The 20,957-nt window shown below is 56.4% G+C and carries 26 protein-coding genes; 18 read left to right on the top strand and 8 right to left on the bottom strand.

The window, feature by feature from the left end:
* Positions 1 to 14 precede the first annotated feature (14 nt).
* Both DW349_RS15630 and DW349_RS15625 read right to left on the bottom strand, forming a co-directional pair.
* A complete protein-coding gene (locus tag DW349_RS15630; protein ID WP_108124117.1) occupies positions 15 to 269 on the bottom strand; it encodes a Trp family transcriptional regulator in 255 nt (84 codons plus the stop codon).
* 85 nt (positions 270 to 354) lie between these two features.
* Positions 355 to 804 (bottom strand): GtrA family protein, encoded by a 450-nt coding sequence (locus tag DW349_RS15625; RefSeq protein ID WP_108124116.1) that lies wholly within the window; start codon positions 802 to 804, stop codon positions 355 to 357.
* A gap of 167 nt (positions 805 to 971) precedes the next feature.
* Here DW349_RS15625 and DW349_RS15620 point away from each other — a divergent pair, with 167 nt between their 5' ends.
* From DW349_RS15620 to DW349_RS15590, 7 genes are all read left to right on the top strand, one after another.
* Positions 972 to 1,277, top strand: a complete 306-nt coding sequence (locus tag DW349_RS15620; protein ID WP_108124115.1) for a putative quinol monooxygenase — start codon at positions 972 to 974, stop codon at positions 1,275 to 1,277.
* 14 nt (positions 1,278 to 1,291) lie between these two features.
* Positions 1,292 to 1,693 carry a cupin domain-containing protein gene (locus DW349_RS15615; protein ID WP_108124114.1) on the top strand — a complete coding sequence of 134 codons (402 nt, stop codon included), beginning with the start codon at positions 1,292 to 1,294 and terminating at the stop codon, positions 1,691 to 1,693.
* Positions 1,694 to 1,840: 147 nt separating this feature from the next.
* Positions 1,841 to 2,752, top strand: coding sequence for a dienelactone hydrolase family protein (locus tag DW349_RS15610; protein ID WP_108124113.1), 912 nt, complete (start codon positions 1,841 to 1,843; stop codon positions 2,750 to 2,752).
* Positions 2,753 to 2,873: 121 nt separating this feature from the next.
* Positions 2,874 to 3,644 carry a MipA/OmpV family protein gene (locus DW349_RS15605; protein ID WP_157954223.1) on the top strand — a complete coding sequence of 257 codons (771 nt, stop codon included), beginning with the start codon at positions 2,874 to 2,876 and terminating at the stop codon, positions 3,642 to 3,644.
* 66 nt (positions 3,645 to 3,710) lie between these two features.
* The gene (locus DW349_RS15600; protein WP_108124111.1) at positions 3,711 to 4,064 is read left to right on the top strand and encodes a VOC family protein; all 354 of its coding nucleotides are present in this window, start codon (positions 3,711 to 3,713) and stop codon (positions 4,062 to 4,064) included.
* A 71-nt stretch (positions 4,065 to 4,135) separates the two neighbouring features.
* Positions 4,136 to 4,684: a hypothetical protein gene (locus tag DW349_RS15595; protein ID WP_108124110.1), complete on the top strand. Its 549-nt coding sequence runs from the start codon at positions 4,136 to 4,138 to the stop codon at positions 4,682 to 4,684.
* A 174-nt stretch (positions 4,685 to 4,858) separates the two neighbouring features.
* Positions 4,859 to 5,536 (top strand): nitroreductase, encoded by a 678-nt coding sequence (locus DW349_RS15590; RefSeq protein WP_108124109.1) that lies wholly within the window; start codon positions 4,859 to 4,861, stop codon positions 5,534 to 5,536.
* Positions 5,537 to 5,549: 13 nt separating this feature from the next.
* On the opposite strand, the gene DW349_RS15585 is transcribed toward DW349_RS15590, so the two are convergent.
* The 3 genes from DW349_RS15585 to DW349_RS15575 form a co-directional block, all read right to left on the bottom strand.
* The gene (locus DW349_RS15585) at positions 5,550 to 6,689 is read right to left on the bottom strand and encodes a thiolase family protein (RefSeq protein WP_108124108.1); all 1,140 of its coding nucleotides are present in this window, start codon (positions 6,687 to 6,689) and stop codon (positions 5,550 to 5,552) included.
* Positions 6,686 to 8,104 carry a class I adenylate-forming enzyme family protein gene (locus tag DW349_RS15580; protein WP_108124107.1) on the bottom strand — a complete coding sequence of 473 codons (1,419 nt, stop codon included), beginning with the start codon at positions 8,102 to 8,104 and terminating at the stop codon, positions 6,686 to 6,688. The genes DW349_RS15585 and DW349_RS15580 overlap by 4 nt, the downstream gene beginning before the upstream one ends.
* Positions 8,105 to 8,188: 84 nt before the next feature.
* On the bottom strand, positions 8,189 to 9,178 hold the full coding sequence (locus tag DW349_RS15575) for an LLM class flavin-dependent oxidoreductase (RefSeq protein ID WP_108124106.1): 990 nt from the start codon (positions 9,176 to 9,178) through the stop codon (positions 8,189 to 8,191).
* 290 nt (positions 9,179 to 9,468) lie between these two features.
* On the opposite strand from DW349_RS15575, the gene DW349_RS15570 reads away from it, so the two are divergent.
* From DW349_RS15570 to DW349_RS15535, 8 genes are all read left to right on the top strand, one after another.
* Positions 9,469 to 10,467, top strand: coding sequence for a LacI family DNA-binding transcriptional regulator (locus DW349_RS15570; protein WP_108124105.1), 999 nt, complete (start codon positions 9,469 to 9,471; stop codon positions 10,465 to 10,467).
* Positions 10,468 to 10,817: 350 nt separating this feature from the next.
* The gene (locus DW349_RS15565; RefSeq protein WP_108124104.1) at positions 10,818 to 11,732 is read left to right on the top strand and encodes an ABC transporter substrate-binding protein; all 915 of its coding nucleotides are present in this window, start codon (positions 10,818 to 10,820) and stop codon (positions 11,730 to 11,732) included.
* 92 nt (positions 11,733 to 11,824) lie between these two features.
* Positions 11,825 to 13,342, top strand: coding sequence for a sugar ABC transporter ATP-binding protein (locus DW349_RS15560; protein WP_108124103.1), 1,518 nt, complete (start codon positions 11,825 to 11,827; stop codon positions 13,340 to 13,342).
* Positions 13,343 to 13,448: 106 nt separating this feature from the next.
* Positions 13,449 to 14,306, top strand: coding sequence for an ABC transporter permease (locus DW349_RS15555; protein WP_232819264.1), 858 nt, complete (start codon positions 13,449 to 13,451; stop codon positions 14,304 to 14,306).
* 15 nt (positions 14,307 to 14,321) lie between these two features.
* On the top strand, positions 14,322 to 15,392 hold the full coding sequence (locus DW349_RS15550) for an alcohol dehydrogenase catalytic domain-containing protein (protein WP_108124101.1): 1,071 nt from the start codon (positions 14,322 to 14,324) through the stop codon (positions 15,390 to 15,392).
* 90 nt (positions 15,393 to 15,482) lie between these two features.
* The gene (locus tag DW349_RS15545; protein WP_108124100.1) at positions 15,483 to 16,214 is read left to right on the top strand and encodes an SDR family oxidoreductase; all 732 of its coding nucleotides are present in this window, start codon (positions 15,483 to 15,485) and stop codon (positions 16,212 to 16,214) included.
* Between the two features lie 142 nt (positions 16,215 to 16,356).
* Positions 16,357 to 16,974 (top strand): LysE family translocator, encoded by a 618-nt coding sequence (locus DW349_RS15540; RefSeq protein ID WP_108124099.1) that lies wholly within the window; start codon positions 16,357 to 16,359, stop codon positions 16,972 to 16,974.
* Entirely contained in the window at positions 16,967 to 17,551 is a 585-nt protein-coding gene (locus tag DW349_RS15535) for a GrpB family protein (RefSeq protein ID WP_108124098.1), read from the top strand. Before DW349_RS15540 ends, DW349_RS15535 begins: the two co-directional genes overlap by 8 nt.
* Here DW349_RS15535 and DW349_RS15530 read toward each other — a convergent pair.
* The gene (locus DW349_RS15530) at positions 17,543 to 18,088 is read right to left on the bottom strand and encodes a DsbA family protein (protein ID WP_108124097.1); all 546 of its coding nucleotides are present in this window, start codon (positions 18,086 to 18,088) and stop codon (positions 17,543 to 17,545) included. The two genes, DW349_RS15535 and DW349_RS15530, sit on opposite strands and share 9 nt — an antisense overlap.
* A 132-nt stretch (positions 18,089 to 18,220) precedes the next feature.
* On the opposite strand from DW349_RS15530, the gene DW349_RS15525 reads away from it, so the two are divergent.
* Together DW349_RS15525 and DW349_RS15520 are read left to right on the top strand one after the other, a co-directional pair.
* Positions 18,221 to 18,685, top strand: a complete 465-nt coding sequence (locus tag DW349_RS15525; RefSeq protein ID WP_108124096.1) for a GNAT family N-acetyltransferase — start codon at positions 18,221 to 18,223, stop codon at positions 18,683 to 18,685.
* Between the two features lie 51 nt (positions 18,686 to 18,736).
* Positions 18,737 to 19,012, top strand: a complete 276-nt coding sequence (locus DW349_RS15520) for a hypothetical protein (protein ID WP_108124095.1) — start codon at positions 18,737 to 18,739, stop codon at positions 19,010 to 19,012.
* Here the strand turns inward: DW349_RS15520 and DW349_RS15515 are convergent.
* Both DW349_RS15515 and DW349_RS15510 read right to left on the bottom strand, forming a co-directional pair.
* A complete protein-coding gene (locus DW349_RS15515; RefSeq protein WP_108124094.1) occupies positions 19,004 to 19,411 on the bottom strand; it encodes a DUF1761 domain-containing protein in 408 nt (135 codons plus the stop codon). The genes DW349_RS15520 and DW349_RS15515 overlap by 9 nt on opposite strands.
* Before the next feature lie 24 nt (positions 19,412 to 19,435).
* Entirely contained in the window at positions 19,436 to 19,837 is a 402-nt protein-coding gene (locus tag DW349_RS15510; RefSeq protein WP_108124093.1) for a GFA family protein, read from the bottom strand.
* A gap of 112 nt (positions 19,838 to 19,949) precedes the next feature.
* Between DW349_RS15510 and DW349_RS15505 the strand changes: the two genes are divergently transcribed.
* Complete coding sequence (locus DW349_RS15505) at positions 19,950 to 20,927, top strand: helix-turn-helix transcriptional regulator (RefSeq protein WP_108124092.1); 978 nt, start codon at positions 19,950 to 19,952, stop codon at positions 20,925 to 20,927.
* Positions 20,928 to 20,957: the final 30 nt, after the last annotated feature.

Raw genomic sequence — 20,957 nt, 5'->3', positions numbered from 1 at the left:
AAGCGTTCCTGAATTCAGTGATCGTCGTGCAGCGCCCGGGCGCCGCGCGATACGGTGGCAATGCCGACACCCAGCGTCTCGGCAATTTTGCGTTGTGGAATGCCCGCGCGCAGCATCTTGAAGATTTGCAGGCGCTTGGTGATCTCAACGTATTCGGCCGGTGTCAGCAGGCTTTCCAGAGCGGCGTCCAGCGTTTGGGCGTCGTTGATGGCGAGCAGGTAGTCGAGCAGTTCGGCTTTGTAATCGGGTAAGTCGGATGATGTACTCATGTACTAGTACGGTATGTATTTTGACCGTCGAGTCAAGCGGAGTTTTTTGGCTGATTTGGCTAAAGAGGTTGGCTAATGAAGCTGGCTAATGGGGTTGGCGACGGAAGATCAGTTTGTGCGACAGGGTGTAGTTGAAGCACATGCCGGCTACGCCACCGAGCCAGACGCCGAACAGCGGTAGCCAATAATCCCAGCTCGGCGGCAAATGCAGATGGTGGCCGACAAGCAGCGTCAGGCTGAAGATGCCGTAGTTGATCAGACCGCCGGTCGAATGCACGCCATAGTAGCGGGCCAGTTCAACCCGCAGCCGGTGCACCCGCTGATGGTTGTGAAAGGTAAAACGTCGGTTGAGGAAATAGCCGGTGGTGATGGCGGCCAGGTAAGAACAGAACCGCGATACGAAGACGTTCAGCCCCAGTCCTTCGTGCAAGGCATACAGGCCACCAGCGTCGATAACGGAAATGGCGCTGGCTACCAGAGCGTAACGGGTAAAGGTGACGGCGTGGTGTGTGGAATGCCGCAGACGTTTCAACATGGCGGTTCGAGGTGAATACAACAGAAGGCGCACTCTACCGGTAAGTGCGCGCACTGACCAGTCGGCAGCGTTGTATTCCAGCGGCGGCTCGGGGACTATTCTTTGATCAATCGATCCGAACAACGGCTGGAAGGACAACGGCAATAAAACACAACGAGGACAAGCCCATGTACTTTGGACTCTACGGTAAGTTGGTCGCCAAGCCCGGTGAAGCGGACCGGGTAATTGAAATCCTTAACCGCAATCTGGACGCCCTGAGTGAAGTGGGCTGCCTGCTGTACGTGATCAACCAACAGGCGGACGCACTGGAAACGATCTGGGTGACGGAAGTCTGGTTGTCCAGCGAGCACCATGAGGCGTCGCTGCAATTGCCTGAGGTGCGCGCTGCCATCAACGAAGCCATGCCGTTGTTGACCGGCGAATTCGATCAGGTTCGGCTATCGACGATGGGCGGTCTGGGTTTGGTGGTTTAACGCAGGAGCGACAGATGGCACAGGTCACTCAAACACTCGACACCACCGCGCTGCGGCTGCGCAGTAATGCAACCGTAGAAGCGTTGCCATTGAACGACGATTTCTGGCCGCGCCTGGCGCAGGGCGCGCTGGGTGATTTCCACCATGAATTTTTGGTTACCCAGCACTCGTTTTCCGGCCGCTGGGCGCAGTCGGAAATGCACCCTAACGGCGACGAAATCATCTGTTTATTGGCGGGTTCGGCAACGTTTGTACTGGAGCACCCGGACGGCGCAGAACATCTTGCGCTGGATCGGTTGGGCGCCTTGGTCGTGGTGCCGCAAGGTATCTGGCATCACGCATACAGCGAGGCCGGCTGTACTTTGCTGTTCATCACCGCTGGCGAAGGCACCCAGCATCGGCCCGCGCCGGAATAGCGTCTCGACTTTACACAAGCAGGGCTTCAACTGCCGCTACACTGGTGCTTCGATGCTCTCTTCCAGGGGACGCGCCGTTCGGGCTGCCCGCACCCGACATTGTTTGGCCATCCCGTCCATTCATGTTGTTGCTCCAGGAGAACTCGCATGTCCACTCACGCTCCCGCTCGAACCACGACAACCGACCGACCCATTCCGCAAGAAGCCTTCGACTGGTACGACGAATACGCCCACGGCCTGATCGACCGCCGTACCTTTATGAACCGCTTGATGACGCTCACCGCCGCCGGTTTTGCGCTCAGTACGCTGACCGCCGCTTTAATGCCCAACTACGCCGAGGCTGAACAGGTGTCGTTTAACGACCCGGACATCCTCGCCAGTTACGTCACTTACCCGTCGCCGCAGGGCTACGGCGAAGCCCGTGGCTATCTGGTGGTGCCGACGGGTCTGGCCGATACCGGCCCGGTGGTGCTGGTGGTGCACGAAAACCGCGGTTTGAATCCGTACATCGAAGACGTCGCGCGCCGCCTGGCTAAGTCGGGTTTTGTGGCGCTGGCGCCGGATGCGCTCTATCCGGTCGGTGGGTATCCGGGTAACGACGACGAAGGCCGGGCACTGCAAAGTTCGCTCGACGCCGCCAAGATGGAAGCCGATTTCATCGCTGGCGCACGCTTTCTGAAACAGCACGAACGTTCCAGCGGCAAACTGGGCGCGGTCGGTTTCTGCTACGGCGGTTACGTGGTGAACATGCTGGCGGCCGCCATCCCAGACGAGTTGAACGCGGGTGTGCCGTTTTACGGAACGCCCGCGGCGGCGGCCATTCGCGACCAGGTGAAGTCGCCGCTGTTGCTGCAATTCGCGGCGTTGGACGACCGGGTAAACGCCACCTGGCCGGACTACGAAAGCACGCTGAAGAAAAACCGCGTGCCGTACACCGCCCACATCTACGCCAACACCAACCACGGTTTCCATAACGACTCCACCGGTCGTTACGACGAAGAAGCCGCCGAGTTGGCGTGGGAACGCACGCTGGCGTTTTTTAATCGCCATCTCGGTTAGCCATCCTGGTTAGCCATCTCAGTTAACAGTGCGCGGATCGCAGGGAAGCGATCCTTTGTCATCCAGTCGGGGTATCATTCAGCGCTGGCCTTGTTGATTGATGAACTCTGGAGAACCCGGCGTGATAAAACGCTTCTGTTCCTGCGTACTGTTGTTGTCGTTTGTGTGGTCGTCCCAGGCGGCGGAGTTGTCGGTTGGGCTTGGTGCCGCAGCGCTGCCACCGACGGGCGATGACAACTGGCGCGTCTTCCCGGCGCCGTCGTTCCGATATGAAAACAACGGTTATTCCGTCGCCAGTGCCGGCTTAGGCATCGGCACCGATCTGGTGCCCAACCGACTGATCAGCCTGGGGCCGTTGATGCGTTACAACGGCGGACGTGACGAAGCAGAAGTGCCCGACATTCCCGCCTCGGCCGAAGTCGGTCTGGCCGGCGGCAGCGGCATTCCCTGGAAAGTTATCGGCGTACCGTTACCGGGCATTCTGACCGTAGGCGGCGACATCGCCACCTCGATGCCGGGTGGCCACGAATCGATGTACGGCACGATGAAATTTGGCTGGGTGTTGCCCACCACCGACCAACTCACTTTTATCGGTAATCTGGGCTTCAGTTATTTCAGCGACGATTATTCCGAGCGCTTTTTCTCACTCAACGCCAGTGACGCCAGCGCCGCCGGTGTCGAGGCGTTTGATGCCGATGGTGGCTGGCAGGAAATGAGCGTTGGTTTGGTGACGGCGTATCGAATCAAACCGCGTTGGTCGACCATTCTGGTGCTCAGTCGCAGCCATTATATTGGCGACGCTGCCGACAGCCCGGTGACGGATTTACTCGACGATCAATCCCGTTACGTGGCGGTGGTTGGCGTCAATTACCAATGGCTCGGTAACGACTGATTCGTGAGTGGTTGGGATTGTTAACAGCCGGTAAGCTGGGCGTTCCGTCCAAAAGGAGCGCCAACCATGCCACAGCACGAATCCATCCATTATCTGGAATTCCCCGCCAGCAATTTCGCCGCTACCCAGACGTTTTTTGAAACCGTTTTTGATTGGAAATTCGTCAGTTACGGCCCGGAATATCTGGCCTTTACTGGCGGCGGCATGGAAGGCGGTTTTTACCACGACAGCAAACGTGCCCGGTCTGACGAAGGTTCTGCGCTGGTGATTTTTTACAGCGACGAACTGGCCGACACTCAGGCCAAAATCGAAGCCGCCGGTGGCGAAATTCTGCAGGCGATTTACGAATTTCCCGGCGGCCGTCGGTTCCATTTTGCCGAACCCAGCGGCAACGAATTCGCCGTCTGGTCGGAGCGCTGAGCGTTCGACCATAATGCTGGCACGCCTCTTGAAATGTGTATTGCAAGAATCACTTTTTAAGAGGCGAACGCATGAATATTTCCGGCTCTTTAACGCAGTGGGCGGAACAATTTATCCAGACGGTGGAAACGCGGCGGCAGGAAGCTGCCGGTGAGATCGAACCCATCGAACGCACCGAAGAACAGATGGCAATGGAAAACGCCATGCTTTCCGGCGCTGCGTCGAAAAATCATCTGGCGCGTTTGGTCTTTGGCGGCGACAGCCAGGTGACCCAGTGGGCCAACCAGGGTCTGACGCTCAGCGACGACACCCTGTCGGCCGCTTACGACGCCCTCAGCAAAGCCATGGCCGAACACGAAGCCAACGGCACCACGCCATCGAAAGCGCTGTTCAACGCCTATCAATTGGTGTCGAACAACCAACAGACGCCGGATTGGTTCGACGAAGAAAAATTGCAGGCACTGGCTAACATGACCGACGAAGAAGCCCGCGCCGCCTTCGAAAACGGCGATCTGTACTTCCTCGCCGACGCCGCCAAAAGTACCGGCAACGCCGGTGCCGACGCCTACGCTGCCATGCAAAGCATGCCCAGTCTGATCGACCAATTGTTTGGCCGTTGATCGGCTGATTCGTTGGTTGCATTGTCTCGGAATCGCCGGGTCGTGACTGTAAACTACTGCAAACGACAGCAACCACAGCGCGACCCGGACATTGCAGATCAACCGAATGAACCGCTTCCCTCAAACTGAGCGTCCACGGCTCAATCCAACTCCGTTACTTGTCCAGAATTCACGATGACTTCCGTATCCGAGGCGTTATTGCGGCGCCGCTCAGTGCGTCGTTATCTGGACCGGCCCGTGTCGCGTTCCACAATAGAACGCGTGCTGACGAAAGCGCGTCGAGCGCCGTCGGGGGCCAACCTGCAACCGGGTTTTGTACACGTATTAACGAGCGAGCCACTGCAACAACTAAAGGCTCAGTTAGATGCCGCTGTGGAACGGCAGGACAGCCAGCCAGAAGAGTACGACTATTTCCCAGTGCCCATGCCCGCGCACCTGAAAGCACGACAACGCGAAGTGGGGTATGCGTTGTACAGCAGTCTCGGTATCGCCCGGCGCGATCTGGCTCAGCGTCGAGCACAGTTTCGCCGTAACTTTCAGTTCTTTGATGCGCCTGTGGGATTGGTCATTACGATAGAGCGGGGCATGGGCGCGGGCTGCTTTATGGATTTGGGCATGTTTGTGCAATCGATCTTTCTCGCCGCCGCTGAAGAAGGCATCGACAGTTGTGGCATAGGTGCCTTGGCCAGTTACCCGGATGTAATTCGCAATGCGCTTGAGTTGAGCGATGACGAAATGGTGGTCTGCGGTATTGCGCTGGGCTATGCCGATACCTCGGCGCCCGAAAACAACTTTGCAACGCCCCGCCTGCCGTTGACCGATTACAGCCGGTTCCGAGGTTTCTCGCAGTAAAATCGACGCCGGTTCAATCCGTCGCCAAAACGGCCGCACTCGCCAATCCGCCAGCGGCGGCGATGGCGAGTAACGCACGGAACCCCTTGGGAGATTGCCGGGCCTGCGAATAGGCCCGGACGGCCAGGATGGCACCCGATGCCGCAATGGGGTGGCCGCGCGCCAAAGCGCCGCCGCCTCTGTTCATCCGATCAATCGGCAACTCCAGCGCCTGAGCATTGGCGATCACTTGGGCAGCGTAGGCTTCCATCCATTCAATTGCGGCAAAGTCTCGACCGCTCAGGTTCAGCCGGTCCAGCAGGGTACGGGCGACCGGCACCGGCGCTTCGGGCGGGCAATCCGCTCGACCACCGCCGCTGGCGTCATCGATCCAGCGTAACTTGACGAGTGCCGGGTCCAGACGCCGGGCAACTGTCTCGCTGACCAGCACACAGGCTGCGGCTGCGTCGGCGCTCAATGCCGTGCCGGCCACATTGATCTCGCCTCGGTGACGTCGGGCAATCACCGGCGTGCGTCGGGCCAGTGGCTCGGTCAGCGGTCGGGTCGCTGAGTCGACCGTTAAACCCCCGACAGCGACGCATTCCTCCTCTAATTCTGCTCGTGCAGCCAAGGCTTTTTGGTGGCTATGAATCGCCCAGGCGATTTGATCGTCCAAGGTGATGTTGCATTGATCGGCCACTTTTGCCGCCGCGTCAGCCATGTCGGGATCCCGCTCCGGCCAGGGCGTGAACGGCGGCCGTTCGTATTCAATGGGCGATTCATTAGGCGATGTCGGCCGGTGCAGGCGAATGGCACGGCGACTGGTGCTTTCCACGCCACCAGCGATAACGACATCCGCCTGGCCGGCGGCAACGGCTTGGGTGCCAAGTCGAATCGCATCCAGACCCGAGCAACATTGGGTGTCCAGCGTAAAAGCCGGGATGGCTTCGTCCAAACCCGCCGCCAACGCGACGGTGCGCGCCGGATTGCCGCCGCCATACAGCGCATTGCCGAGAATGACCTGTTCGACGTCGGTAGGCCTCAGTCCAGCGTCAGCCACAATGGCTTGCAACACAGGAACGGCCAGATCGGTCACCGCCAGTTTTTTGAATGCACCGCCCACCGGTGCAACCGGTGTACGCCGTGCTGCCACAAGGTAAACTGGACGATTCATTGGCTGACCGCCATAAGCTGCGCCTTTAATTGGTTGAAGTCGGTTTTGCCGCTCGACGTTATCGGCCAGTCGGCCAAGCGGTGCCAGGTGCGGGGACATTGATGGATTGGGAACCGCTCAGCGCAATGTTGCAGCAATTCGGCATCGGTTATCGCACGATTGCTACTGATACAGGCTTCAATGCGTTGACCGCGCAAGGCATCGGGCAGGCCGACAACCGCAGCGTGTTGAACACCGGGTAACTGTGCCAGCCAAAGTTCCATCTCTTCCGGATAGAAATTGAAACCGCTGCTGACGATCATGCGTTTTTCCCGACCGGCCAGATACAGCCAGCCGGCCTGGTCGAGGTAGCCGTGGTCACCAACGGTCAGCCACGGTCCATGCCGGCGTGTTTCTTCACCACCACCGCATTCATAGCCGTCGAATAACAGCGGGCTGCGCACCCAAATGCGACCGACCTCGCCCGTCGATAGCGGCCGATCAGGGTGTTCGCCAATGCGAATGTCGACGCCCGGAACTGGTCGGCCCACCGACGTTTCCGGGGCGTCTTGGGTGTCGTTGCGCAGACTGACAAAGCTCATTTCCGAGGTGCCGTAGAACTCCGTCAGGCGGGCATTTGGAAACAGCTGCTTAATGGCATGACGGGTGTGTTGTGACCATTTGGAACCGCTGACAATGAGGTGTCGAACCTGAGTTAAGGCTGACCCGGAGCGGCGCTGGCTGGCTTGCAACAGCAATTGCAGTTGCGTCGGCGTGCTGTAGAGCACGGTGACGTTTTGCTCGCGCATTTCTTCCAGAACCGACCGGGGTTGGAAGCGCGATACCAAGGTGACGCGGATCCCCGCCTGCAAAGCCTGCAACACACCATACAGATGCAGCGATGTTGCCAGGCTGCCGGGTGCCATCACGACGTCGTTTTGAGTGAAATCAAACAACTGTTGGCTGACGTCGAAACTGTTCAACCAGGACGCATGATGGCGCCGATACCCTTTCGGCAAACCGGTGGAACCGGAGGTAAAACCAACGTAGAACGGATCCGTTGCCGCTGGTCGATGCGTTGCGTCAATTGGACCTGAGGCGTCGGCCAGCCGTTGTTGTAGCCCGGCGGAATCCAGCGTAGTGGTCGGGTGCAGTTGTGAACCAAGTTGAGCACGCTGGTACAGCGACCAGCTCGGATCGTAGACCAAGGCCCGACCGCCGGCTCTGACAACCGCCAAAAATGCGGTAGCCAATTCAATCGGATCGGCCAACTCAAGCGCGACTGCACCCGCCGGTTCAAGGTGGCCTGCCAGGCGTTTTACGTTTTGCAGAAGCTCGTGCCAGCAGACGACGTTGGACCCATTGCTCAGTGCAACGCGGTCACCGAACTGCATTGACCAATGATCCAGCGACTGGCCTACAAACTGTTGCGTCATGCGTTGCCTTGCGGACGGGCGCCGCGCACACCGAGATCGGCAGCGTGGTGCGTTAATGCCAGCGCTCAAATTGGCGCGCGAATGTTACAGCCCCTGCATCGCCTCAGCGGCAATGCTGAACGATTTCAGCCGGGCTGCGTGGTCGAAAATCGGGCCATTTAATATCACTTCATCGACCTGAGTGCGGCTGATAAAAGCCGCTAACCAGCGACGCACGCTCTGCGGCGAACCCACGGCCGATTCCACCAGAGCGTGCTCCACCTGCATGCGTTCCATGGGCGAACCGATGCTGTCGATGTCATCGACCGGCGGCGGCATCTTGCCCGGTGTGCCACGGCGCAAGGCAACGAACTGTTGCATCATTGAGGTTTGCAGACGGCGGCCTTCGGCGTCGGTATCGGCTGCAAACAGATTGGCGGCGGCGGCACTGTAGGGTGTGTCCATAAATGCCGATGGCTGGAAGCGCTCGCGGTAAATTGCCAGCGCCTGGTCGAGCATGTCCGGTGCGAAATGCGAAGCGAATGCGAACGGCAGGCCCAAGGCCGCAGCCAGTTGCGCGGAATACAGACTCGATCCCAACAGCCAGATCGGAATACGCGTGCCATAACCGGGCACAGCCTTAATGCGTTGACCGTCGCGCAACGGTTCCAGATAAGCCTGCAATTCCTGCACGTCGTCGGGGAAACGGTCGGCGGCGGTCATCGGGTCGCGACGCAATGCCTGCATGGTGGCGCCGTCGGTACCGGGTGCCCGGCCCAAGCCGAGATCGACCCGATCCGGATACAGTTCTGCCAGCGTGCCGTATTGTTCGGCAATCACCAGCGGCGAATGGTTGGGCAGCATCACACCGCCGGAACCGATGCGAATGCGTTCGGTGCCTGACGCCACAAAGCCCAGTGCCACGGCGGTGGCGGCGCTGGCAACGCCGGTCATGTTGTGGTGTTCGGCCATCCAGAAACGGGTGAAACCCAGTTGTTCAACGTGGCGCGCCAGATCGCGGCTGTTGTGCAGTGCCTGGCGAATATCGGACCCTTCGGTAACGGGAGCAAGATCAAGAACGGAATAGGCGGTCATGGGGACTCCAGGAAAATAGCCGCGCGGTGAAAGCATCTGCGAGGCTAGGCGGGACATCATACTGGGCCAGTGTATGGGGGCTGATCGGAGCGAGGGCAAGACGCCAAATTTGCTTCTATTACTGAGGATCGTGATTGGAGTGTTGGTATTTGAGTGGATGAAATGACCAGGCTGCGGACACTTTGTATACTCTGAGCGGCTTCGCGACGTGGAAAGGTGCCGCCAGGAAGCGCCTCGGGTGAACTGTTTCATCCCCCTTTTTTTGAGTGTCGAGCGTTTAGGAATTGACGATGAGTAAGCGTAACCAAGTTACGATTCGGGACATTGCCAAACAGGTCAACATGACCACCATTACGGTGTCACGGGCGTTGAATCATCCGGAAAAAGTTAAACCATCGTCGCTGGAAAAAATCCTCAAAGCCGTCGATGAATTGAACTATGTGCCGAACGCTTTCGCTAAAAATCTGAAGTCAAAAAGCAGCAATATTATTGGCGTTGTTACTGACAGCATCGACAACCCCTTTTACGCCGAAATGATCAAGTCAGTTTCCCGTGAAGCCAAATCGCATAATTACTCGATTATGCTGTTCGATACCGACGGCGTTGAAGAGCTGGAAATGCGAGCGGTGGAAACCTTGCTGGGCTATAACGTGGCGGGCATTTTGCTGTCTCCGATACTGGACAACCTCACCTATCGCCCCAGCTACATCGACAAATTGATTCGCCACCACATGCCCGTGGTGATGGTGGATCGCGTGCTGTATGACACTCCGTTCAGCCGAGTGGTGCTGAATAATATGGACAGTGGCTATCAGATGGGCCGGCATTTGATGGCGCAAAATATTCGCCGGATTTTAATCATCAGCGGGCCGATGAGTTCACCAATTTCGAAGAATCGATTGGCGGGTTTTTTAAAGGCCGTGGAAGAGTCAGGCAAGGTTCTGGATTACGATGTGGTATACGCCGATTACACCATGAATCCTGCCTACGACAAGGCACTGCATTACCTGAAATACCACGAAATTCCGGATGCTATTTTAGGCATTAATGAACTTATAACGTTGGGGGCCATGAAAGCGGTGCGGGATTTTGATCTCGAAGATCGCAATGTTCTGGTCGCCGGTGTCAGCCAACTGCCCTATGCCGAAATATATGGCATCACCTATCCCACCATTGCGCACGATCCGACCATGACGGGCGTAAAGGCCATGGAGTTGCTGTTTCAGGAAATGAACAGCGGCGACAATGAAACCAAAGAAGTGGTCATCGACGGCAAGTTGCAAGTCTAACCTGGCCACAGAAATAGACTTACGTCGCCCAAAGACCGTCGAATGCGCCAGATCTGAATCACTCCTCCCAACCGCCTGAAAGCGCCCGCCAACGCTGGATGTACAGCGATTGAATACGCCCGGTTCATCGCCTTGTGACGGCCGGGCCATCGGCTTTACGTGCAAAATTTCGCCAGCGAGGCTTGTCCCTAAAGATTCTTTTTGCTAGTTTTTTTTAATCGTTAACATTTTCGAGTGGGCGATTGGGTATGGCTCCTATGCTCCAAAAGTAGTGCCCACTCTCTTTTTTGCTAAAAAATGTTATCGATAACATAAACCCAACAATAAACTTAACAACAGGGTATAAAACAATGAAAACCATACCTACGATCAGACAACTCGCCCTTACTGCCTGCGCAGTGTTCACCCTGGGTTCGGCGTCCGCCGACGACCTGTTGATCGGCATGTCCTTTCAGGAAATGAACAACGAATACTTCGTGGTTATGCATCAGGCACTGGAAGACGCGGCCGAAAGCATGGGCGCCGACGTGGTGGTTACAGATGCGCGCCACAACGTTGCCAAGCAGGTCAGTGATATTGAAGACATGGTCCAGCGCGGCATCGACATCCTGCTCATCAACCCGACGGATTCGGTCGGCGTGCAATCAGCCGTGCGTTACGCCAAAGACGAAGGCGTCATTGTGGTTGCAGTGGATGCCCAGGCCGAAGGTCCGATTGACGCCTTTGTCGGTTCGCGTAACCAGCATGCCGGTTACCTGGCGTGCGATTACCTAGCGACATCGCTCGGTGGTAAAGGTGAAATCGCCATCCTCGACGGCATTCCGGTCGTGCCCATTCTGGAGCGTGTCGAAGGTTGCCGCGAAGCCATTGCCGAGCATCCGGACATGTCCATCGTCACCGTGCAGAACGGTCAGCAACAGCGCTCTGTTGCGTTGTCTGTAACCGAAAACATGCTGGCAGCGCATCCTGATCTGGCCGGAATCTTCAGCGTCAACGACGGCGGTGCCATGGGTTCCTATGCCGCCATCAACGCCAGTGGTCGTAACGTGAAGCTGGTCAGCGTCGATGGTGCACCCGATGCCATTGCCGCCATGCAGGAACCGAACTCGCTGTTCGTTGCTACCGCCGCTCAATATCCGCGTGACCAGGTTCGCCTGGGTCTGGGTGTTGCCATGGCTAAGTACTGGGGTGCCAACGTGCCCAGCCAGATCCCGGTCGACGTGACGTTGATCGACCAGGACGCTGCGCCAAGTTTTAGCTGGTAAATCCTCAGGCAGGGTCGGCGCTCGCTGGTGTGGTAATGCACCGGCTGAGCGCATCCCTATCCGACTGTCTGCTAGTTGCGAGCAAACCCAATATGAATCCGACACTTGAGCTCAGTGGCGTCAGTAAGTCGTTCCCGGGTGTAAAAGCACTGACCGACATTTCCCTAAGTGTGGGCGCAGGGGAAATACGGGCACTGCTGGGAGAAAACGGCGCCGGAAAATCCACCTTGATGAAAATACTGTCTGGCATTTATCAGCCCGACAGCGGGCAGATAAAAGTGCAGGGAACTGTCTGCCATTTTAAGGACTACAACAGCGCCATCAGCGCCGGCATCGGCATTATTTTTCAGGAATTCAGCCTGATTCCCTATCTCGATGCGGTCGACAATATTTTCCTGGGTCGGGCCATCTGTAACAAATTTGGCCTGTTGAATTACAAAGCAATGCGCCAACGCGTTGAGCAGATTTTTGCATCGCTCAACATTGATCTGCAGATTGATGTGCCGGTCTACAAACTCAGCGTTGCAGAACAGCAATTTGTTGAAATTGCCAAAGCGCTGTCGCTGAACGCCAACATCCTGATCCTGGATGAACCGACAGCAACGCTGACGCCCAACGAAGCCGACCATCTGTTCGCCATCATGCGTGAGCTGAAGAAACAAGGCGTCACCATGATTTTTATCTCCCATCACATGGAAGAAATCTTCGAGATCTGCGACACCGTTACCGTGCTGCGCGACGGTTGTTACGTGGGCGATATGGCCGTGCAAGACAGCACAACCGATCAATTGGTGGAAATGATGGTGGGCCGGAAAATTGAAAACAGTTTCCCGCCGCACACACCCATCGACTACGCCACCACCGAAAAAGTACTGGAAGTTGCAGCCATTCAATTAACCAGCAATGCCCCGGTTAATTGTTTCGATCTCTACAAAGGCGAAGTGCTGGGATTTTCCGGATTAGTGGGTTCGGGCCGAACCGAAACGGTGATGGGGTTGATCGGCGCAACCAAAGTTCATCAGAAGAAGGTGGTCGTCAACGGCAAGCCGGCCAAGCTCAAAGACCCGGCCGAGGCACTGCGCAACGGCATCGGCTTATTGCCAGAAAGCCGTAAGGCGCAGGGGTTGATCACCGCCTTTGCGGTACGCGACAACATCTCGATTAACAACCTGAAGAAATACACCTTTCCCGTCGGAATTCTGGATGTGGAGGCTGAACGGGCCGACTCGGAAACCCTGGTCAGAAAGCTGTCGATCAAAACCCCGAACGTCGATTCGGTGGTGGTGAATTTAAGCGGCGGCAATCAACAAAAAATCGTCATCGCACGTTGGCTCAACCACCAATGCAACATCCTCATTTTTGATGAACCTACGCGCGGCATCGACGTCGGTGCCAAAGCTGAAATTTACAACCTGATACGGGAACTCACCGCCCTCGGATTCGCCGTCATCATGATTTCCTCCGAACTGCCGGAAGTGATCGGCATGTCAGATCGCGTAGCGGTATTTCGACAAGGAAAACTGGTGCGAACTCTGAGTCGGGAAGAGGTGAGTTCGAATCACATAATAAAGCTGGCGACGGGAGGCATTGAATATGACCGCGCAGTCTGAACTTAAAAAACGGTATGGATTTTCCGGCTCGATTAAATGGTTAACACGGTCATCGGCGTTTTACCCATTCATCGGTTTGATCGTCGTGACAGTGTTTATGAGCTTCATGAACGAGCATTTTTTTACCGAAAGTAATCTGATCAATATCGCTCGTCAGGTCTCGATTATTTCGATCATCGCCGTGGGCATGACGTTCGCCATTTTAACCGGTGGTATCGACCTCTCGGTCGGTCCGGTAATGGCGTTATCGGGCACCATCATGGCGGGATTAATGGTGTTGGGTTTGCCCATGGAATTATCGATTTTGGCGGGCATTGGCGTTGGTATTTTGTTCGGTTTCTTCAACGGATTCTGCATCGCGGTTTGGGCGTTACCACCCATCATCGTCACCCTGGCAACCATGGGTATCGCACGCGGCCTGGCGCTGATTTACACCGGCGGCTATCCGCTTTCCGGCTTGCCTGAATCGTTCTCGTTTTTCGGGCGCGGCACGCTGTTCGGCGTTCAAACACCCATCGTCATTATGTTGCTGGTGTATCTGGTTGCCTGGGTTGTGCTGCACAAAACCCCGGTCGGCCGCTACATCTACGCCATCGGTGGCAATGAAGAAGCGACGCGTCTCAGCGGAGTCAGAGTCAATCGCTACAAGGTTTTGGTGTACAGCATCAGCGGTTGCACTGCCGCCATTTCTGGTCTGGTTCTTACTTCCCGATTAATGAGCGGACAACCCAATGCCGGCGTGGCGTTTGAGTTAGATGCCATCGCCGCCGTCGTGATTGGCGGCACCGCCATTGCCGGTGGACGCGGCGCCATCATCGGCACGCTGGTCGGTGCCATGTTGCTGGGTGTGCTGAATAACGGCCTGAATATGATCGGCATGTCGCCCTACGCCCAGACCGTAATCAAAGGATTCATCATTTTGGTGGCTATCTACATCGGCCGTGATCGAAACATTAAAAAATAACATCTGGAGTCAGCAATGATCAGTAAAACAATGAAAGCCATCGTTTGTCATGGACCCTACGACTATCGCCTGGAAGACCGGGATGTACCTACGCCGGGAAAACACGAATTGCTCATTAAAATTGTCGCCTGCGGTATCTGCGCCAGCGACTGCAAATGCCGTTCGGGTGCCGCCATGTTCTGGGGCGGAGACAACCCCTGGGTTAAGGCGCCGGTGATTTCCGGCCACGAATTTTTCGGTGAAGTGGTCGCCGCCGGAGAAGATGCCGAAGCGCACTTCAACGTGGCTGTAGGCGACCGTGCCATTGCCGAGCAAATTGTACCCTGCGGCAAATGTCGCTATTGCCGAACGGGCAGTTATTGGATGTGCGAAGTGCACAATATCTTTGGCTTCCAACGTTATGTAGCCGAAGGTGGCATGGCTGAATATTTGCTCGTTACCGAGCACTGCCGGGTGCACAAAATTCCGGAAAATATCAGCGATGACGACGCGGCTTTTATCGAACCCATGTCGTGCGGCATTCATGCGGTAAATCGCGGTGATATTCAGTTAGACGATGTGGTTGTTATTGCCGGTGCCGGGCCGATTGGTCTGGGCATGGTGCAGGCTGCCAAACTCAAGTCCCCGCGCAAATTGATTGTGATCGATATGGTTGAAGAACGCCTGGAACTGGCAAAAACCTTCGGTGCTGATGTGGTGCTCAACCCCGCCAAAGACGACGTTGAAACCGAAGTCCGCGCCCTGACCGATGGCTATGGTTGCGATGTTTACATCGAAGCGACCGGCGTTCCGGCTGGCGTAGTACAGGGCCTGAACATCATCCGCAAGTTGGGTCGATTTGTGGAATTCAGCGTGTTTGGTAAAGAAACCAGCGTCGATTGGTCGATCATCGGTGATCGCAAAGAATTGGACATTCGTGGTGCTCACCTGGCGCCTTACACCTATGAAACCACCATCGACTTGTTCAGTCGTGGACTGATCACCTCCAAAGGCATTGTGACGCATCGCATGAAGCTGGCGGATTACGAAAAAGGTTTTGAACTGGCCGACTCAACCGACTCCATCAAGGTGTTGTTGCAGCCGTGAAAATCAGAGCGGTATCGGCGCCGATACCGCTCTTTTAATTGGGCGAAATCGCAGACAGCTTTTTAACGTAACCAACGATGGAATAGTGCTATGAGTTACAACATCGAAGGGCTAAGAATTCTCGTCACTGGTGCCACCAGCGGCATTGGTTTAACCACAGCCGAAGTGCTGCATCAATTGGGCGCACAACTGATTTTGATGGGCCGTAATGCCGACGCTCTGGCGTCTTTGGCGGAACGATTGGGCGCTGAAACTCACGCGCTGGACATTACTGATGAAACCGCCGTCGCCGAAGCCATTGCCGGCATGGGCGCGTTGGATGGTCTGGTGAATTGCGCCGGTATTTCGATTCTCGACAGCGTTCTTGAATTCAAACCCGCCGACATCGATAAAATCATGGCGGTGAATGTGACGGCGGCCGCTCACGTCGCCAAACTTGTCGCGCAAAACATGGTGGACCATGGCCGCGCGGGCAGCATCGTCAACGTATCCAGCCAGGCTGGTTTGGTTGCCTTGCGCAATCATCTCGGTTACTGCGCGTCCAAGTCGGCACTGGATTCCATGACGCGCGTGCTGTGTCTGGAACTGGGCGAATACGGCATACGGGTGAACAGCGTGAACCCGACGGTCACGCTGACGCCGATGGCCGAAATGGCCTGGGCCGATCCGGCCAAACGCGGCCCCATGTTGGCAGCTATCCCGCTGCGTCGTTTTGCGCAGCCGCAGGAAGTGGCCTACCCGATTGCATTTTTGCTCAGCCCGGCGGCGTCCATGATCAGTGGTACTGCTTTGCCTATCGACGGCGGGTTTGTCGCCCAATAACCGAGGCGGGGATGGGCAACCGCCAAACCTTGACGTACTCTGACGCTCCTTTGTCGCGTGCTATCAACAGCACGCAGCCCTGGTAGTCCGCGCAGTTAACCACTGTCCCGGAGCCAACAACACAGGACATAGGAGTCGCGCCATGATCAGTATCGAATTCCTGTTTACCTCCCTCGTTGTGGTATTGATTCCCGGCACCGGCGTGCTCTACACCCTGGCAACAGCGCTGTTCCAGGGCGGCCGCGCCAGCCTGTATGCCGCCGCTGGTTGTACGCTGGGCATTGTTCCGTCGTTACTGGCGAGTGTGTTGGGATTGGCGGTGATTTTTCACACCAGCGTGCTGGCGTTTCAACTCATCAAATACGTTGGTGCACTCTATCTGCTGTATTTGGCCTGGTCGATGTGGCGATCCACCGGACCGATGACGCTGGCCGATGACGGCGCAGTGCAGACCGGTTGGTCAGTGGCGCTCAAAGGCATGTTGATCAACACGCTTAATCCCAAACTGTCGATTTTCTTTCTCGCCTTTATGCCGCAATTTGTACCGGCGGATGTCAGCCAACCGTTGCCGCAGATGTTGGTGCTTGGCGGTATTTTTATGTTGATGACGCTGGTGGTGTTTATCGGCTACGGATTGCTGGCGCATCAGCTTCGGCATTGGTTGACACAATCGCAGCGCGCTTCTGTGGTTATGCAGAAATGTTTCGCCGCTAGCTTTGCCGCGCTCGGCGTAAAACTGGCGTTGACTGAGCATGGCTGAGACGGCCGACCGGATTGTCATCGTCGAACCCAAGGTCGAATGGCCGGAGGAATTCAATCAACTTGCGATGCAATTGCAGCAAGTGCTAGGGGCGCTCGCATTGCGCATTGATCATATTGGTTCAACGGCCATACCAGGGTTGCCCGCCAAGGATGTGATCGATATTCAAATTACTCTGGCCGACTTGAACGATGACAGAGCGGTCAGATTATTGTCAGCCGCAGGGTTCAATCATCGACCGCTCGTGCAGCGCGACAATTTGATTGGATATACAGCAGAACCTAAACAACTGGCGAAACAATTCTTTCGCGAAATACCGGGCATGCGACGCGCGCACCTGCATCTGCGTGAACAGGGTCGGTTGAACCAAGCCTATCCGCTGTTGATGCGTGACTACTTGAAAGCGCAGCCGAAAGTGGCGCAGGCCTACTCTGCTATTAAGCGCGAATTAGCGCTGTATTTCGCGGATGACGCCAACGCCTACTACGCGATTAAAGACCCCTATATGGACAGCCTCTACTACGCCGCCTGCCTTTGGCACGACAGCGGTCGTCCAGTCGATAAAAGCTCAGCTTAAAATTGCCTTCGCCCAATCTTCCACCGAACCACCACTGCCAATATTCGGCTGCACCAAACCGTCGATCATAAAAGTGGGCGATACATGAATGCCGTTCTGGCGCGCGTATTTGCAGTGGCGTTTTATCACAGCATCCAAATCAGGTTGTTCAAAGGCGGGCGTTAATTCGATGCCGCTGTAGCGTTCGATGCGCTGAATAATATCGTTCGGAGTGGCATCGCGGTTCGGTCCGAGGCAGTGGTGTTCGAACTCGAATTCTTCGCGATGGTCGGCCACCGCCTGCAACACTTTTTTGGCCATATCGCGGCCGTTCGGCAAAGTCGATGCTGCCAAAACACAACGCACAACCACGCCGGAAAACAAATGCCAGGGCTGCGATTGCAACCAGATCTGGATGCGAATCTGGTCGGCACCGGCGTGCTCTAGCAGCGCGTCCAGTTTGTTCAAGGCTTTCACGGAGAACGGGCAGGTCGGTTCGAGGAAGACGTCGAACCGGCGCTCGCCAGTTCCCCAGATCAAAGGTGCGGCCGTTGGCATGGCTTGGCTCCGAACGTTGGTTAGGGTTCAGTGGTCGATCTTGCTTGAGCCGTTTCTATCGGTAAAGCGTTTCGTTAGCCGGGCGGATCGCCTACATTAGCGGGCTTGTTCAGACTGCGAAAAGGTTCTGGTATGCAAACCTTGCGAGCACCAACCGGCGATGAAATGCATCGTCTCTATATGATGGGCTACGACGCCTGGGGCGACGGCGATACAAAAGCAGAACATCTGCTCGCCTGCGAAACCAGCGAGAAATACCGCGCGGGCGAGTGGTTTGTCTGGGATCTCGACGGTCAGCCGGTGGCGTCGCTGCTGGTGTTGCAACAGCGCTATAAATTGCCACCCGGCAGTATCGGTCTGGCGGCCGTTGCCACCGATCCTGACTGTCGTCGGCGCGGTTACGCCTATGCACTGATAGAGGCAGTGATCAATCATTTCGTTGAACAGCAAAACACCCAGGCGGTGTTTCTGCATTCAGACATCGATCTGAATTTCTACCGCCGTTTAGGCTTTGAAGTGGCCGCACCCGGCAGTCATTGCATGGTCAAAAAAATCGCCACCGATTTTCACTTTGATCAATTGCCCGACTATTTTTAAGGCCAGTGGCTAACGGCGGTTTGTGTTGAAAAAGGCTTCGATGGAATTGCTATGAAAATTGTTGTGATCGCGCTCTTCGCTGCGCTGGGTTTGTATTTGCTGGTGGCCGAAAAATCCAGCCTGGCGCACGCCTATTGTTTGCAGGCCGAAGGGTTGCCCAGCAGCGCCATCGAAGCGCGGCTGGGCAAACACTATGAGGTGCGCGCGGGTGTACATCATTACGAACCCACCTGGATTTACACCGTCATTTATGGCGACGACATCGGCGTTAAATATAACCGCCAGTGGCGCGCCAGCCAGGTCAGTTGCGGTGATGATTCAGCCTAAGGCCAGCAAAATAAAACACGCCAACGTCACGCCGATCAAATGGTAACTGCCGGTAATGAACGCATAGAGAACTGGCTTTGGGATATTGGGGTTGATGGCGATGTTCAGGGTATTGGTCACCAGATAGCCCAGCCCGACAAGGATCGCAAACGCAAAAGCCGCCAGCGGACTTTCAATAGCTAACCATTGCATCAGCACCGCCGTCGTTACCGTTATGACGGCCATGCACAACATCGGGCCAACAATAAAGATCGGCGCATTGGGTGTTGGCGTGCGTTCATCACGCCCTAGCGAGCGTCGATAAGGCCGGCTGAAAAACACGGTAAACCACAGTGCACCCAGCACAAAATACGGAACGAATGCCGCCAGAACGGCCCAGACATTCAACGTACTAATCATAAAAAACTCTCCTGAAATTCGTTGTTATAAATGTCGGGTTTCCGCCGGTGCTTCGAGCCAGTTGTCGTGTCGGCCGTCAGAAAAACGCACCGGCACCTGGGCAAGTTCACTGGGGTCGAGGTTGTCCAGGCAAGCCAGGCTGATGGACACAAATTGACCGCCGAGCACATCCAACTCGCCACGTCCAAACGGGCGCACGCCGCAGTGTTTGCAGAACAGGTGTTGCATGACCTCGCCAAAGCGATACTCGCTTAACGCCTCTTCGCCGCTGAGCAGACGAAAATTCTCTGGCTTGATGATGGCGCCCCAGGCGCGGGTTTTGGTGCAGATGGAACAATTGCATTTGCCGCTGCCTTCACTCAGATCAATGTCCGCTTCGATGCGCACGGCGCCGCAATGGCAACTGCCTTGATAGGTCGTTTTCATCTGTGGTGCTCCTTCGGTGACAGGGAGCGCTCACGTTACAGTCGAAATAGGCTGGAAGCCGTCCTAATTCAATGCGAGGCTGTCTGCATCCTTCGTTGCCACCGAGATGACCATGAGTCGCCCCACCACCCGCGTGCTGACGCTGCTCGAATTGTTGCAAACCCACCGCCGACTCAGCGGGGCCGAAATCGCCCGCCGCTTGGAAGTCGATGGCCGTACCGTGCGGCGCTATATCCAGGCGTTGGAAGAACTGGGTGTGCCAGTGGTCGCCGAACGCGGCCGTGATGGCGGCTACTCCCTGGTGGCGGGTTTCAAGCTGCCGCCGATGATGTTCACCGATGAAGAAACGTTGGCGGTGGCGCTGGGTCTGGTCGCTGCCAGTGGATTGGGCCTGGCGGAAACCGAGGTGGCGGTGGCCAGCGTGCGCGCCAAGTTGGAACGGGTCATGCCCGATGGCTTGAAGCGACGCGTACGTGCCATTGGTGAAACCACACAGATGGCGCGTGCGCCGGCGCGTACCGAAATCGACGAAGGTATTTTCCTGACATTGACCGAAACCACGCTGGCGCAACAAAGCGTGCGCCTGGGTTATTGCACGGTCGATGGCGAAACTTCGGAGCGCGAAGTCGATCCTTACGGTCTGGTGTTTCGAGCCGGCTATTGGTACGTGAGCGGCCACTGCCATCTGCGCAACGACTTACGCTCGTTTCGGTTGGACCGGGTGACACAAGTACATCCATTGCCCAAAAGTTTTCTGCGACCGGCGCAATTCGACGCAGCAAAATACCTGGCCGACAGTCTGGCCGGACTGTTTCAGGGCCAGGAAGGCGCCTGGGATATTGAAGTGCTGTTGCACACTCAGTCGCCCAGTGCGGCGCGACAACTCGGTTGGATGGGCGGCGTCTATGTGCCGACCGAAGACGGCCTGGTGGTGCATTCACGCACCGCTAATCTGGATTGGTTCGCCACCGCCCTGTCTGGTTTGGGCGTCGATTTCACCATTCGTAAACCGCAGCAACTGCGCGCTGAAGTACGACGGCGGGCGCAGTATTTATTGGATCTTTGCGCCGAAAAACCCGCCGACGCTTAACGCTGTTTTTCATGCCATAGCGCTACTTTT

Source organism: Saccharospirillum mangrovi (genome assembly GCF_003367315.1).
Lineage (GTDB): Bacteria > Pseudomonadota > Gammaproteobacteria > Pseudomonadales > Natronospirillaceae > Saccharospirillum > Saccharospirillum mangrovi.
The sequence above is the reverse complement of the archived record's forward strand: the minus strand, read 5'-3'. Positions and strand labels throughout refer to the sequence as shown.

Coding starts and splice junctions, on each gene's coding strand:
- DW349_RS15540 (WP_108124099.1), top strand. CDS start 16,357: ATGATCAGTATCGAATTCCTGTTTACCTCCCTCGTTGTGGTATTGATT.
- DW349_RS15535 (WP_108124098.1), top strand. CDS start 16,967: ATGGCTGAGACGGCCGACCGGATTGTCATCGTCGAACCCAAGGTCGAA.
- DW349_RS15545 (WP_108124100.1), top strand. CDS start 15,483: ATGAGTTACAACATCGAAGGGCTAAGAATTCTCGTCACTGGTGCCACC.
- DW349_RS15530 (WP_108124097.1), bottom strand. CDS start 18,088: ATGCCAACGGCCGCACCTTTGATCTGGGGAACTGGCGAGCGCCGGTTC.
- DW349_RS15510 (WP_108124093.1), bottom strand. CDS start 19,837: ATGAAAACGACCTATCAAGGCAGTTGCCATTGCGGCGCCGTGCGCATC.
- DW349_RS15600 (WP_108124111.1), top strand. CDS start 3,711: ATGCCACAGCACGAATCCATCCATTATCTGGAATTCCCCGCCAGCAAT.
- DW349_RS15520 (WP_108124095.1), top strand. CDS start 18,737: ATGAAAATTGTTGTGATCGCGCTCTTCGCTGCGCTGGGTTTGTATTTG.
- DW349_RS15550 (WP_108124101.1), top strand. CDS start 14,322: ATGATCAGTAAAACAATGAAAGCCATCGTTTGTCATGGACCCTACGAC.
- DW349_RS15570 (WP_108124105.1), top strand. CDS start 9,469: ATGAGTAAGCGTAACCAAGTTACGATTCGGGACATTGCCAAACAGGTC.
- DW349_RS15560 (WP_108124103.1), top strand. CDS start 11,825: ATGAATCCGACACTTGAGCTCAGTGGCGTCAGTAAGTCGTTCCCGGGT.
- DW349_RS15615 (WP_108124114.1), top strand. CDS start 1,292: ATGGCACAGGTCACTCAAACACTCGACACCACCGCGCTGCGGCTGCGC.
- DW349_RS15555 (WP_232819264.1), top strand. CDS start 13,449: ATGAACGAGCATTTTTTTACCGAAAGTAATCTGATCAATATCGCTCGT.
- DW349_RS15575 (WP_108124106.1), bottom strand. CDS start 9,178: ATGACCGCCTATTCCGTTCTTGATCTTGCTCCCGTTACCGAAGGGTCC.
- DW349_RS15590 (WP_108124109.1), top strand. CDS start 4,859: ATGACTTCCGTATCCGAGGCGTTATTGCGGCGCCGCTCAGTGCGTCGT.
- DW349_RS15515 (WP_108124094.1), bottom strand. CDS start 19,411: ATGATTAGTACGTTGAATGTCTGGGCCGTTCTGGCGGCATTCGTTCCG.
- DW349_RS15585 (WP_108124108.1), bottom strand. CDS start 6,689: ATGAATCGTCCAGTTTACCTTGTGGCAGCACGGCGTACACCGGTTGCA.
- DW349_RS15565 (WP_108124104.1), top strand. CDS start 10,818: ATGAAAACCATACCTACGATCAGACAACTCGCCCTTACTGCCTGCGCA.
- DW349_RS15525 (WP_108124096.1), top strand. CDS start 18,221: ATGCAAACCTTGCGAGCACCAACCGGCGATGAAATGCATCGTCTCTAT.
- DW349_RS15630 (WP_108124117.1), bottom strand. CDS start 269: ATGAGTACATCATCCGACTTACCCGATTACAAAGCCGAACTGCTCGAC.
- DW349_RS15625 (WP_108124116.1), bottom strand. CDS start 804: ATGTTGAAACGTCTGCGGCATTCCACACACCACGCCGTCACCTTTACC.
- DW349_RS15610 (WP_108124113.1), top strand. CDS start 1,841: ATGTCCACTCACGCTCCCGCTCGAACCACGACAACCGACCGACCCATT.
- DW349_RS15505 (WP_108124092.1), top strand. CDS start 19,950: ATGAGTCGCCCCACCACCCGCGTGCTGACGCTGCTCGAATTGTTGCAA.
- DW349_RS15620 (WP_108124115.1), top strand. CDS start 972: ATGTACTTTGGACTCTACGGTAAGTTGGTCGCCAAGCCCGGTGAAGCG.
- DW349_RS15595 (WP_108124110.1), top strand. CDS start 4,136: ATGAATATTTCCGGCTCTTTAACGCAGTGGGCGGAACAATTTATCCAG.
- DW349_RS15580 (WP_108124107.1), bottom strand. CDS start 8,104: ATGACGCAACAGTTTGTAGGCCAGTCGCTGGATCATTGGTCAATGCAG.